This window comes from Streptomyces sp. CB01635 (genome assembly GCF_002803065.1).
Taxonomy (GTDB): Bacteria; Actinomycetota; Actinomycetes; order Streptomycetales; family Streptomycetaceae; genus Streptomyces.
Genome location: NZ_NNBL01000004.1, coordinates 220,607 through 233,314 on the forward strand (window position 1 = coordinate 220,607; position 12,708 = coordinate 233,314).

Genomic DNA, 12,708 nt, shown 5'->3' on the forward strand with positions numbered 1-12,708 from the left:
GCACGAAGGGAGCCCGCCGTGGACAAAGACGTCTCCGCGGGAAGCACGACCTCCACTCTCGGCCATCTCGCCCTGGGACTCACCCTGTTGACCTTCGGCCTCGGTCATACCGAAGTGATCGACGGCGTGACGGCCGCGAACGCCGTATCCCTCGCGACATACGTCGGTGGCATCGCCCTGTTCGTCGCCGGTCTGCTCGCCTATCGCGCCAGTGACGCCTCGACGGGTACGGCCTTCGCCGCGCTCGGCGCGTTCTGGTTCACCTGGGGCGTCACGGCAGGCGATCCCATGTCGGCCAACGCGCAAGGGCTGTTCCTGCTTCTCTTCGCGCTGCTCGCCCTGAGCCTGACCCTCGGGGCCGCCGGCTCCGGGACTCTCGTGCGCGCGGCGTACGGGGCGCTGTGTGTGGCCCTGCTGCTGCTCGCCGTGGCCGCGTTCGGTGACACGGCCGGGCTCGCCAAGGTCGGCGGCTGGTTCGCCGCGGTGGGCGGGCTGCTCGCCTGGTACGCGGCGACGGCCGCGCTGGGCGGGCTGCCCACGGCCCTGCCGGGGCGTGCTGCCGGCCGGGGGGTGACGGCCACCGGCTGACAGCTGCGGGCCGGGGGAATGGGCGCCCCCGGCCCCCCATAAAGAACGGGTCCCTGTGCGCTTGGTGGCGCGCATGGGGACCCGTTCTTCTTTACTCGCAGCTTCTGTACTCGTACTGCGTGGGCTGCCTACTCGACCGTGACCGACTTCGCCAGGTTCCTCGGCTTGTCGATGTCGCGGCCCAGGGCCAACGCCGTGTGGTAGGCGAGGAGTTGGAGCGGGATGCCCATGAGGATCGGGTCGAGCTCGTCCTCGTTCTTCGGAACGACGATCGTGCGGTCGGCCTTCTCCTGCTCCTGGTGCGCGACCGCGAGGATGCGGCCGGAACGGGCCTTGATCTCCTCGAGGGCGGCGCGGTTCTTCTCCAGGAGGTCGTCGTCCGGGACGATCGCGACCGTGGGGAGCGCCGGTTCGATCAGGGCGAGCGGGCCGTGCTTCAGCTCGGAGGCGGGATAGGCCTCGGCGTGGATGTACGAGACCTCCTTGAGCTTGAGCGAGGCCTCGCGGGCGACGGGGTAGCCACGGACCCGGCCGATGAACATCATCGAGCGGGCGTCGGCGTACTCCTCGGCGATCTTCTTGATCTGCTCTTCCTGCTCCAGGATCTGCGTGATCTGCCCCGGCAGCTTGCGCAGGCCCTCGATGATCCGCTTGCCGTCGGCGACGGACAGGTCGCGGATGCGGCCGAGGTGGAGGGCGAGGAGCGCGAACGCGACCGTGGTGTTGGTGAAGCACTTGGTCGACACGACGCAGACCTCGGGGCCCGCGTGGACGTACACACCAGCGTCCGACTCGCGGGCGATCGCCGAGCCGACGACGTTCACGACGCCGAAGACGCGGGCGCCCTTGCGCTTCAGCTCCTGCACGGCGGCGAGGACGTCGTACGTCTCGCCGGACTGGGAGACGGCGATGTACAGGGTGTCGGGGTCGACGACCGGGTTGCGGTAGCGGAACTCGGAGGCCGGCTCGGCGTCCGCGGGGATGCGCGCCAGCTCCTCGATCATCTGCGCGCCGATCAGGCCCGCGTGGTACGAGGTGCCGCAGCCGAGGATCTTCACGCGGCGCACGCTGCGCGCCTCGCGGGCGTCGAGGTTGAGGCCGCCCAGGTGCACGGCGGAGAAGCGTTCGTCGATGCGGCCGCGCAGGACGCGGTCGACGGCCTCCGGCTGCTCGAAGATCTCCTTGTGCATGTACGTGTCGTGACCGCCCATGTCGTACGAGGCGGCCTCCCACTCGACGGTGGTCGGGGACGCGGTCGTGCGCGTGCCCTCCGTCGTGTAGGTGCGGAAGTCGTCGGCCTTGAGGGTGGCCATCTCGCCGTCGTCGAGGGTGACGATCTGGCGGGTGTGGGCGACGAGGGCGGCGATGTCCGAGGCGACGAACATCTCCTTCTCGCCGATGCCGAGGACGACCGGGGAGCCGTTGCGGGCCACCACGATGCGGTCGGGGAAGTCGGCGTGCAGCACGGCGATGCCGTACGTGCCCTCGATCAGCCGGAGCGCCTCGCGGACCTTGTCCTCGAGCTTCTCGGCGGGGGAGCGGGCGATGAGGTGGGTGAGGACCTCGGTGTCCGTCTCGGAGAGGAAGGTGACGCCCTCGGCGGTCAGCTTCGCGCGCAGGTCGGAGGCGTTGTCGACGATGCCGTTGTGGACGACGGCGACCTTGTTGTCCGCGGACATGTGGGGGTGCGCGTTCTCGTCGGACGGTGCGCCGTGGGTGGCCCAGCGGGTGTGGGCGATGCCCGTGGTGCCCTTGAAGCGGGCGGGCACCTTGGCCTCCAGGTCGCGCACGCGGCCCTTGGCCTTCACCATTTTCAGGCCGTTGGCCTTCGGGCTGGTGATGACGACGCCCGCGGAGTCGTAGCCGCGGTACTCCAGGCGCTGCAGCCCCTCGAGCAGCAGTGGTGCCACGTCACGCTTACCGATGTAACCGACAATTCCGCACATATGAGTACTGATCCCCTCTAGCCGTAGACGATGCGCCGAAGCTGCCGCAGGGACAGCTCGGGCGGCGCGACCGCGCGGTACTTCAGGTCCGCCGAGATCCGTTCGAAGATCTCCGCGTTCACCAGGCCCTGACCCTGGAGCTCGCGGTGGCGGCGACGGACGAACACCTCGGTCGTCTCGTCGAAGTAGGCGAGCACGTCCTGGATCACCCGCAGTGCCTCGCCCCGGTTCAGGGGCGAACTGCGCGTCAGGTGATCAACAAGTTCGTCGTGCACTCGGATGATCCTGGAGGAAGAGGGGGCCGTTCGCAAGAATTCTGCCCGATTCCGGGCAGGAGTGCGTCATCCGGCGTGGGTGCTGGGGTTCTTGGGAGAGCTGTGGTCAAGGCTTGAAGGGCGCCATGCCGCTTGTTCCCGTTGCGTTCACATGCCGTATCCGGCCGGGATGAGTGACCCGAGCAACTTTTCTGGTCATGGACATTCCCCGTATGGGCGTACCCGAGCAGCTCGCAGACCGGAGCCTGGCCGAGCAGCACGAGTACCTGCGCAGTAAGTTCTCCCGCCGCACGATGATGCGCGGCGGCGCCGTCACCCTGGGCGCGATCGCGGGCGGCGCCTTCGTGCCGGGCGCCGCGAGCGCCGCCGTTCCCACCCGGACCGGGCGGACCCCCGGCCACGTACCCGCCGCCCAGAAGGTCGACGGCGCGCTCGTCGCGCCCTTCGCCCGCCACCTCGCCTACGGCACGGACGCCCGTACCGAGATGACCGTCTCCTGGCAGGTCCCGGTCGCCGTCAAGAACCCGTACATCCGCGTCGGCGTCCACCCCTGGGACCTCTCGCGGAAGATCGAGGCCGAGGTCCGGCCCCTCTACACCCCGGCCGGGGTCGGCACCGGCGCCGACCACACCCAGTACTACCTCCATGCCCAGCTGACCCGGCTGCGCCCCGGCACCACCTACTACTACGGCGTCGGCCACGACGGCTTCGACCCGGCCGCCGCGCACCTGGCCGGCACGCTCGGCACCTTCAGGACGGCGCCCTCGCACGGCGAGCCGTTCACCTTCACGGCCTTCGGCGACCAGGGCGTCAGCTACCACGCCCTGGCCAACGACAGCCTGATCCTGGCGCAGAACCCGGCGTTCCACCTGCACGCCGGAGACATCGCCTACGCCGACCCGTCGGGTTCGGGCCAGACCAGCGACACCTTCGACGCCCGGACCTGGGACCAGTTCCTCGCCCAGACGGAGTCCGTCGCCAAGCAGGTGCCGTGGATGGTCGCGTACGGCAACCACGACATGGAGGCCTGGTACGCGCCGCACGGGTACGGCAGCCAGCAGGCCCGCTTCACCCTGCCGGACAACGGCCCCGACGCGGAGAACCTGCCCGGCGTCTACTCCTTCGTGCACGGCAACACGGCGGTCATCTCGCTCGACGCCAACGACGTGTCCTGGGAGATCCCGGCCAACCTCGGCCTGTCCGGCGGCACGCAGACCTCGTGGTTCGAGCGCCGGCTGAAGAAGTTCCGCGCCGACCGCGGCATCGACTTCATCGTGGTCTTCTTCCACCACTGCGCGTACTGCACCGCCACGAGCCACGCCTCCGAGGGCGGCGTGCGCAAGGAGTGGGTGCCGCTGTTCGAGAAGTACGCCGTCGATCTCGTCATCAACGGGCACAACCACGTCTACGAGCGCACCGACGCGCTCAAGGGTGACCGGGTCACCAAGGAGCTGCCGATCGGCGGCACGGCGTATCCCGAGACCGACGGCATCGTGTACGTCACCGCGGGCGCCGCGGGCCGGAGCCTGTACGCGTTCCCGGTCGACGACACGTACGAGGGGCACGAGAAGGAGATCGACCCCTTCACGTCCTTCGTCGTCCAGCCCGACGGCAGCAAGAAGGACATCACCGTCGACTGGTCGCGCGTGCGCTACACGAACTACTCGTTCCTGCGCGTCGACGTGGAGCCGGCGCCGGCGGGCCACACGGCGAAGCTGACGGTGCGGGGCCTCGCGGAGACCGGCGAGGAGATCGACCGCTTCGTCATCGCCCGCAAGGTGCGGCGGGGCTGAGGCCACGGCAGGGCCCGCCCCTTCGGGAGGGGCGGGCCCTGCGCCACGTCCTCCTCGGCGCCAAGCTCTTCGCCGTGCTGAACGGCCGCCGACGCGGCTGCCGGAACGGCCGGTTCGCCCAGGCATGCCATGCCGGGATTCTGGAGTCCACACCGGTGAGAATTGGTCTACACCCTTGACCCGCTCATGGGGCGGACGGTACCCATGGTGACTGTTCGGCTGCACAGATGTGAAACCCCCCGCGATCCACGACCCAGTCGCTCGTCGAAGGGACCGTTTGTGAGACAGCAACAGAAGCAGCGCCGCAGGACCGCCCGGCTGTTCGGGTCGCTGCTGCTCGTCGCGGCCGCGGGGGTGTCCGCCGTCGGCGCCGCCCCGTCACCGGGTGTCGGATCCGCCGCCGCGACCCCGCTGGGCCAGGTCGTGCCCGCTCCGGCCTCGGTGGCCGCGGGCGGACCGGCGTACGAGATCACCTCGAAGACGCGGATCCGCGTCGAGAAGGACTCGAAGGAGGCGCGGCGCGTCGCGGGCTATCTCGCGGACGTCCTCCGGCCCTCCACCGGCTATCGGCTGCCGGTCACGGGTGGCGGCGGACGCGATGGCATCCGGCTCGAACTGAGCGGCAGGGCAAAGGACTTGGGAGCCGAGGGATACCGGCTCGTGTCCGGTCGCGGCTCCGTCACCATCACCGCCCACAAGGCCGCCGGTCTCTTCCACGGGGTGCAGACCCTGCGCCAGCAGCTGCCCGCCAAGGTGGAGAAGAGCAGCAAGCAGTCCGGTCCGTGGCTCGTCGCGGGCGGCACCATCGAGGACAGCCCCCGGTACGGCTACCGCGGCGCCATGCTCGACGTCTCCCGCCACTTCTTCGGCGTCGACAAGGTCAAGCGCTACATCGACGAACTCGCCCTGTACAAGGTCAACAAGCTGCATCTGCACCTGAGCGACGACCAGGGGTGGCGCATCGCCATCGACTCCTGGCCGAAGCTCGCCACCTACGGCGGGTCCACTCAGGTCGGCGGTGGGCAGGGCGGTTACTTCACCAAGGCCCAGTACAAGGAGATCGTCCAGTACGCCGCCTCGCGGTATCTGGAGGTCATCCCCGAGATCGACATGCCGGGCCACACGAACGCGGCGCTCGCCTCCTACGCGGAGCTGAACTGCGACGGTGTCGCGCCACCGCTCTACACCGGCACGAACGTCGGCTTCAGCTCGCTGTGCGTCAACAAGGACCGCACGTACGACTTCGTCGACGACGTGATCCGTGAGCTCGCCGCCATCACGCCCGGCAAGTACCTCCACATCGGCGGCGACGAGGCGCACTCCACCAGCCATGAGGACTACGTCGCCTTCATGGACAAGGTGCAGCCGATCGTCGCCAAGTACGGGAAGACCGTGATCGGCTGGCACCAGCTGACCGGAGCCACTCCGGCGAAGGGCGCCCTCGCCCAGTACTGGGGTCTCGACGGGACCAGCGCGGCCGAGAAGGCGCAGGTCGCGGCGGCGGCGCAGAACGGGACGGGGATCGTCATGTCGCCGGCCGACCGGCTCTACCTCGACATGAAGTACAACAAGGACACCCCGCTCGGCCTCGCCTGGGCCGGGTACGTCGAGGTGCAGCGCTCGTACGACTGGAACCCGGGCAGCTACCTTCCGGGCGTGCCGGCGTCGGCCGTCCAGGGCGTCGAGGCGCCGCTGTGGTCGGAGACCCTGTCGACCTCGGCGCAGGTCGAGTACATGGCCTTCCCGAGGCTGCCGGGTGTCGCCGAACTCGGCTGGTCGCCCGAGGCCACGCACGACTGGAACACGTACAAGGTGCGGCTCGCGGCGCAGGCTCCGCGCTGGGACGCGCTCGGCATCGGCTACTACAAGTCGACGCAGGTGCCCTGGCCCGCCGGCTAGGTCACAGCAGGCAAGCGAGTGGGGCTCCGGACCCGCGACGCAGTCGCTGTGGACTGCAGCGTCTCCGGAGCCCCACTCACGTCTACGCGATCGGGTTCGGCAGTGTCCCGATCAGCTGAAGGGCCCCCGCCGGGTCCGCGAGGTCCACCATCTGCTCGTTGTTGCGCAGCTGGAGCCGGTTGAGGCAGGACAGCGTGAACTCCGGGGCGAACATGTCGTACTGCCGGAATCTGTCGGCCAGTTGGGGCGCCGACTCCTGGTAGTCGCGGACGCAGTCGGCGACTGCCTGCCAGAACGTGTCCTCGTCGAGTACGCCCTCCGTGACCAGGTTCGCCGCGAGGAAACGGAAGAAGCAGTCGAAGACGTCCGTGAAGATGGACAGCAGTTTCTGGTCGTCGGGGACCTCGACCCGGAGGCGTTCGACGCCCGGCGGGAGGACCGCGTCGGGGTCCATGACCGCGATCTCCTCGGCGATGTCCTTGAAGATCGCCCGCTGGACCGTGCCGTCCTCGCCGAGCACGAGGATGACGTTCTCGCCGTGCGGCATGTACACGAGGTCGTACGCGTAGAAGCTGTGCAGCAGCGGCGTGAGGTACGACCGCAGGTACGGGCGCAGCCACTCGGCGGGCGTCAGGCCCGAGCGCTCGACGAGGGCCGCGGCGAACGAGCGGCCGCCGGCGTCGACATGGAGCAGCGACGCCATCGTGGCCAGGCGCTCGCCCTCGGCCAGGGACGCGACGGGCGACTCGCGCCACAGGGCGGCGAGCATTTTGCGGTACGGGGAGTAGCGGTCGGTCGCGGCCTCGTACTCCAGGTGCCGGTAGCCGACGGCGGCGCGCTCGCGGATGATCGTCAGGCCGGTCGCCTTGAGGACCTCGTCGTTCTCGATGAGCTGCGCGAGCCAGTCGTTGATGGCGGGCGTGGCCTCCATGTACGAGGCCGAAAGGCCGCGCATGAAGCCCATGTTGATGACGGACAGCGCCGTCTTGACGTAGTGGCGGTCCGGGTGCGAGGTGTTGAAGAACGTGCGGATCGACTGCTGGGCGAGGTACTCGTCGTCGCCCTCGCCCAGGAGCACCAGGCGGCGCTGGGCGACCTCGGCCGCGAAGGTGACCGACAGCTTGTTCCACCACTGCCAGGGGTGGACGGGGATGAGCAGGTAGTCGTCCGGGTCCAGTCCCTGGGCGGTGAGCGTGGCGGCGAACCGAGCCAGGGTCTCCTCCCCGAGCTCGGCGCGCAGGTGGGACTCGTAGTCGAGCCCGACACCGGCCGTGAACGCGGCCCGCTCCCGCGTCGCCGCCAGCCAGATCAGCCGGATCGGGCTCGCGGTCTCCGGAGCGTACGAGAGGTACTCGTGGACGCCGAAGCCGAGCCGGCCGTTGTTGGCGACGAAGCAGGGGTGGCCCTCGGTCATGCCCGTCTCGATCTCCTGGAAGGAGCCGTCGCGGGCGAGGGAGGCCGCGGTGACGGGGGTTTTGGCGAGCTTGTAGCAGGTGCCGGAGAGGGTGGAGGAGATCTCCTCCAGGTAGACCGGCAGGATCGCGTCGCTCAGGCCGAGCGAGGTCTTCAGCTCGATGAAGAACTCCAGGGCGCTGAGCGGGAGTTCGGAGCCTTCGCGGTGGCGCGAGATGGAGTCCGCGGACACCTGCCAGTGGTCGAGGCGCAGGCGGCGGGCGGTGAAGCGGTACTCGGTCGCGCCGTCGTCGGAGCGCACGGCGAATGGGGCCTCCCCTGCTCGAGCGGAGCCGAGAGCTTGGGGAAGGTCGTCGCCGAGGGGCTCGGGGGTGAGGAGGCGCTCGTGGGTGAACTCGGCGAGTGCCTTGCGGATGAGGAGGCGGTTGGCCTCGGCCCAGCGCTCGGGGGAGAGGTGGGTGACGGCGTCGGAGAGCGTCATACGGCGGCCACCCCCGTGGCGGCGAGGAACTGCTCGCGTGCGCAGAAGCTGAGCAGCGCCTGCTTCTCCGGCTTCTGGATGACGCGGTCGGGGACGAAGCCGACGGCCTCGTTCAGGGCGTGCACGGCCTTGTTGCGCACGTCGGGCTCGACGACGACACGCCGGGCCGCCGGGTCGGCGAACAGGAACTCCATCACCGTGGTGATCACGGCGCGGGTGAAGCCGGGGATACGGACGTCGCTGGGCGCCGTCAGGAAGTGCATGCCGACGTCGCCGGGCTCGGGCTCGTACAGCCCGACGAGTTCGACGTGCGCCGGGTCGTAGCGCTCCATGAGGAAGGCGGGCTCGCCGTCATGGAGGCCTATGAACGCGTCGTGGTGCTCGGCGGCGGCTATCGCCATGTACTCGCGCTCCACGTCCTGCAGTTTCGCGTCCTGCATCAGCCAGAACGCGGCCTTGGGGTCGGTGACCCAGCGGTGCAGCAGCTCGGCCTCCGCGACGGGGTCGAGGGGGCGGATACTGAAGGTGCCGGTGGGGGAGCCGGTGGGGGTGCTCATGCGGCGAACTCCTGGAACGCGATGGTCTTCTCTACGGGGTAGTACTCGGTGCCGAGCAGCTCACGGATGATGTACGCGTTGCGGTACGCGCCCATCCCCAGGTCGGGCGAGGTGATCGAGTGCGTGTGCACGCCGGCGTTCTGGACGAACACGCCACGGCCCGTGGTGTCGACGGAGTAGTTGCGGGCGAGGTCGAAGCGGCCCCGGCTGTCCCAGTTGAGCCGGTCGCGGACCGGCTCCAGGAAGGCGGGCGTCTCGTACTTGTAGCCCGTGGCCAGGATCAGGCCGTCGGTGCGCAGCTCGAAGTCCTTGCCCTGCTCTTCCTGGCGCAGGCCGAGCGTGTACGTGCCGTTCTCATAACTCGCATTCTGGAGAGACGAGTTGGTGAGCAGTCTGGTGGGGACGGGCCCGGCCAGGTTCTTCTGGTAGAGCAGGTCGAAGATCTCGTTGATGAGGTCGCCGTCGATGCCCTTGAAGAGGTTCTTCTGCTGGGTCTCCAGGCGGTAGCGGGTCTCCTCGGGCAGCGCGTGGAAGTAGTCCACGTACTCGGGGGAGGTCATCTCCAGCGTCAGCTTCGTGTATTCGAGGGGGAAGAAGCGCGGGGAGCGGGTTACCCAGTTGAGGCGGTAGCCGTGGACGTCGATCTCGCTGAGGAGGTCGTAGTAGATCTCCGCGGCGGACTGGCCGCTGCCGACGAGGGTGATCGAGTCCTTCTGCTGGAGCTCCTGCTTGTGGTGCAGATAGCGGGAGTTGTGGATCGCGTCGCCGCCGAGGCCCCGGACGGGCTCGGGGATGTGCGGCGGGGTGCCGGTGCCGAGGACGAGGCGCGGCGCGCGGTACGTCTCGCCGCCCTCGGTGCTGACGACGTACACCTCGGCGGCCTCGTCGTACGAGACCTGCGTGACGGTCGTGCCGAAGCGGATGCTGGTGAGTTTCGCGGCGGCCCAGCGGCAGTAGTCGTTGTACTCGGTCCGCAGGGGATAGAAGTTCTCGCGGATGTAGAAGGAGTACAGCCGCCCCGATTCCTTGAGGTAGTTCAGGAAGGAGTACGGGGAGGTCGGGTCGGCGAGCGTGACCAGGTCCGACATGAACGGGGTCTGGAGGTGGGCGCCTTCGAGGAACATCCCCGAGTGCCATTCGAAGTCCGGCTTGGACTCCAGGAAGACACCGTTCAGTTCGGCTATCGGCTCGGTGAGGGCGGCCAGGCCGAGGTTGAAGGGGCCGAGGCCGATCCCGATGAAGTCGAGGGGATCACGGGACTCAGGAAGCTTCGACAAGGTTCTCTCCCAGGTACTGCTCGGCGTGGCCGGCGATCAGATCGAGGACCGCGACGATGTCGTCGACGGTGGTCTCGGGGTTGAGCAGGGTGAACTTCAGGTAGTGGCGGCCGCCCACCTTGGTGCCCGCCACGATGGCGTCGCCGGAGGCGAACAGGGCCTTGCGGGCGTACAGGTTGGCGCGGTCGATCTCGGCGGGGTCGGTGACGCCGGCCGGGATGTGGCGGAAGACGAGGGTGGACAGCTGCGGCTCGACGACGACGTCGAACCGGGGGTCTGCGGCGAGCAGCTCCCAGGCCTTGCCCGCCAGATCGCACACCTCGTCGAAGAGCTGCCCGACACCGTCGGCACCCATCACACGCAGCGTCATCCACAGCTTGAGCGCGTCGAAGCGACGAGTCGTCTGGAGGGACTTGTCGACCTGGTTGGGGATGCGCTCGGTGACCATGCGGCGCGGGTTGAGGTAGTCGGCGTGGTACGTGGCGTGCCGCAGGGTGGCCGCGTCCCGGACCAGGACGGCACTCGAACTCACGGGCTGGAAGAACGACTTGTGGTAGTCGACGGTGACGGAGTCGGCGCGCTCGATGCCGTCGAGGAGGTGCCGGTTCTGGACGGAGGCGAGGAGCCCGCAGCCGTACGCGGCGTCGACGTGCATCCAGGTGCCGTGCTGGGCGCAGAGCTCGGCGATCTCGGGGAGCGGGTCGATGGAGCCGAAGTCGGTGGTCCCGGCGGTGGCGACGACCGCCATGGGCACGAGGCCCTCCTCGCGGCAGCGCTCCAGCTCACGCGCGAGGGCGACGGTCTGCATCCGCTTGTCGCGGTCCACGGGGATGGTGACCACGGCGTCGGGGCCGAGGCCGAGGAGCGTGGCGGACTTCTTGACGCTGAAGTGGCTGACCTCGGAGGCGAACACCCGCATTTTCGTGGGGTGTTCGGCGTTCTCGGACTTGGTCTCGTCGCGGGCGAGGAGCAGCGCCTGGAGGTTGGACTGGGAGCCGCCGGAGGTGAAGACGCCGTCGGCGGCGGGGCCGAGGCCGATGCGGCTCGTGGTCCAGTCGATGAGCTTGCGCTCGATGAGGGTGCCGCCGGCGGACTGGTCCCAGGTGTCGAGGGAGGAGTTGACCGCGGAGAGGACGGCCTCGCCGACCACGGCCGGGATGACGACCGGGCAGTTGAGGTGGGCGAGGTAGCGCGGGTGGTGGAAGTAGACCGCGTCGCGGAGGTAGACCTCTTCGAGCTCGTCCAGGGCGGCGGTCGTGTCGAGGAGGGGCGTGTCCAGGTCGACGGCGTCGATCCGGGGCGAGAGCTCGTCGACCGTGACTCCGGTGAACGGCCGGTCGGTGGTGGCGAGTTTGGCCGCCACCCGCTCGATTCCCTCGGTCACGGAACGGCGGTAGTGCTCCGCGGTCGTGTCGTTGAGCAGGTGCGAGCGCATGGACGGTCCTCCGGGTGGGGGCAGGAATGCGGGTGAGCGGGAAGACGGGCGGCATGGGAAGAGGGGCGAGGTCCCAGCACGTGACTTAGGTTAGCCTAACCTAAGTTGCGCTTGCGACCCCGCCCCTCTTCAGTGGCCGGAACCTGCTGCCGGTCAGCCCTCGGCGGCCGCCTCCTGAGCCTCGGCGACGCGCAGTCCGTCCTCGCTGAGCCCCTTGCGCCAGTAGCCGACGAACGTCACCGACCGCTTGTCGTAGGCGCGTTCGCGCACGAGGTGGCGGCGCAGCTCCTTCATCGTTCCGGACTCGCCCGCGAGCCAGGCGTACGGACTCGACGCGTCCGGCAGCTCGGCTGCGCGGATCGCCTCCAGCGCGGACGGCGCTTTCTCGTCACCCACGAGCCAGGTGAGGGTGACGTCGCCCGCGGTCTCGACGGCCGGGATGTCCTCGCGGTGCGGGACCTCGAGCCAGACGTGCGCGCGCAACCCCGGAGGCAGCCAGGCGAGGATGCCGAGGGCGGCGGGCAGGGCGGTCTCGTCGCCCCACATCAGGACGTGGTCGGCGCCCTCCTGGGGGCGGCAGCGTACGGCCGTGTTGTCGGCGACAGCCGGGCCGAGGACCGTCACGCGGTCACCGGGCTTCGCCGCCTCGGCCCAGACGCAGGCGGGACCCGCGCCGCCGGGGCCGTCGTGGTGGAGCACGAAGTCGATGTCGATCTCGCCGGGTTCACCGGGCGCGCGGCGCTGCCCGCTGACCGTGTAGGAACGCATCACGGCGCGCACGTCGTCCGGGAGCGCCCGGTACGCGGCGTGCCAGGCGCGGCCGTCGTCACCCGGCTCGGCGGCCGGCAGGACCGGGGCCTCCTGGCCCGGCTGCGGCAGGAACAGCGACAGGCTCTGGTCGCGGCCTCCGGCGTGGAAGTCCACGAGGTCGGGCCCCGTGAACGTGACGCGCTGCAGCGACGGACCGAGCCGCCGCGTCCGCGCTACCTGGAGGTCGAAGAATCGGAAGGGTGCGATCGCGGGGGACTCGGTCGTCGTCATCGG

10 protein-coding genes are annotated in these 12,708 nt (G+C 69.5%); 3 read left to right on the plus strand and 7 right to left on the minus strand.

The features are described from left to right. Positions 1-18 precede the first annotated feature (18 nt). On the plus strand, positions 19-588 hold the full coding sequence (locus tag CG723_RS16045; RefSeq protein ID WP_100594080.1) for a GPR1/FUN34/YaaH family transporter: 570 nt from the start codon (positions 19-21) through the stop codon (positions 586-588). A gap of 128 nt (positions 589-716) precedes the next feature. On the opposite strand, the gene glmS is transcribed toward CG723_RS16045, so the two are convergent. Next, on the minus strand, positions 717-2,534 hold the full coding sequence (gene glmS / locus CG723_RS16050) for a glutamine--fructose-6-phosphate transaminase (isomerizing) (RefSeq protein ID WP_100594081.1): 1,818 nt from the start codon (positions 2,532-2,534) through the stop codon (positions 717-719). A gap of 17 nt (positions 2,535-2,551) precedes the next feature. Next, a complete protein-coding gene (locus CG723_RS16055) occupies positions 2,552-2,809 on the minus strand; it encodes a hypothetical protein (RefSeq protein ID WP_100594082.1) in 258 nt (85 codons plus the stop codon). 212 nt (positions 2,810-3,021) lie between these two features. On the opposite strand from CG723_RS16055, the gene CG723_RS16060 reads away from it, so the two are divergent. Together CG723_RS16060 and CG723_RS16065 are read left to right on the plus strand one after the other, a co-directional pair. Next, entirely contained in the window at positions 3,022-4,602 is a 1,581-nt protein-coding gene (locus CG723_RS16060; protein WP_100594083.1) for a purple acid phosphatase family protein, read from the plus strand. 204 nt (positions 4,603-4,806) lie between these two features. Then, positions 4,807-6,501 carry a beta-N-acetylhexosaminidase gene (locus CG723_RS16065; protein ID WP_100594084.1) on the plus strand — a complete coding sequence of 565 codons (1,695 nt, stop codon included), beginning with the start codon at positions 4,807-4,809 and terminating at the stop codon, positions 6,499-6,501. An 82-nt stretch (positions 6,502-6,583) separates the two neighbouring features. On the opposite strand, the gene CG723_RS16070 is transcribed toward CG723_RS16065, so the two are convergent. The 5 genes from CG723_RS16070 to CG723_RS16090 form a co-directional block, all read right to left on the minus strand. Beyond that, positions 6,584-8,395, minus strand: a complete 1,812-nt coding sequence (locus CG723_RS16070) for an IucA/IucC family protein (protein ID WP_100594085.1) — start codon at positions 8,393-8,395, stop codon at positions 6,584-6,586. Then, positions 8,392-8,952 (minus strand): GNAT family N-acetyltransferase, encoded by a 561-nt coding sequence (locus CG723_RS16075; RefSeq protein ID WP_100594086.1) that lies wholly within the window; start codon positions 8,950-8,952, stop codon positions 8,392-8,394. The genes CG723_RS16070 and CG723_RS16075 overlap by 4 nt, the downstream gene beginning before the upstream one ends. Continuing rightward, the gene (locus CG723_RS16080; RefSeq protein WP_100594087.1) at positions 8,949-10,229 is read right to left on the minus strand and encodes a lysine N(6)-hydroxylase/L-ornithine N(5)-oxygenase family protein; all 1,281 of its coding nucleotides are present in this window, start codon (positions 10,227-10,229) and stop codon (positions 8,949-8,951) included. The genes CG723_RS16075 and CG723_RS16080 overlap by 4 nt, the downstream gene beginning before the upstream one ends. Beyond that, on the minus strand, positions 10,213-11,664 hold the full coding sequence (gene desA / locus CG723_RS16085; protein ID WP_100594088.1) for a lysine decarboxylase DesA: 1,452 nt from the start codon (positions 11,662-11,664) through the stop codon (positions 10,213-10,215). Before desA ends, CG723_RS16080 begins: the two co-directional genes overlap by 17 nt. 153 nt (positions 11,665-11,817) lie before the next feature. Then, positions 11,818-12,705 carry a siderophore-interacting protein gene (locus CG723_RS16090; protein WP_100594089.1) on the minus strand — a complete coding sequence of 296 codons (888 nt, stop codon included), beginning with the start codon at positions 12,703-12,705 and terminating at the stop codon, positions 11,818-11,820. Positions 12,706-12,708 lie beyond the last annotated feature (3 nt).

Coding starts and splice junctions, on each gene's coding strand:
- CG723_RS16090 (WP_100594089.1), bottom strand. CDS start 12,705: ATGACGACGACCGAGTCCCCCGCGATCGCACCCTTCCGATTCTTCGAC.
- CG723_RS16075 (WP_100594086.1), bottom strand. CDS start 8,952: ATGAGCACCCCCACCGGCTCCCCCACCGGCACCTTCAGTATCCGCCCC.
- CG723_RS16070 (WP_100594085.1), bottom strand. CDS start 8,395: ATGACGCTCTCCGACGCCGTCACCCACCTCTCCCCCGAGCGCTGGGCC.
- CG723_RS16060 (WP_100594083.1), top strand. CDS start 3,022: ATGGGCGTACCCGAGCAGCTCGCAGACCGGAGCCTGGCCGAGCAGCAC.
- glmS (WP_100594081.1), bottom strand. CDS start 2,534: ATGTGCGGAATTGTCGGTTACATCGGTAAGCGTGACGTGGCACCACTG.
- desA (WP_100594088.1), bottom strand. CDS start 11,664: ATGCGCTCGCACCTGCTCAACGACACGACCGCGGAGCACTACCGCCGT.
- CG723_RS16065 (WP_100594084.1), top strand. CDS start 4,807: ATGGTGACTGTTCGGCTGCACAGATGTGAAACCCCCCGCGATCCACGA.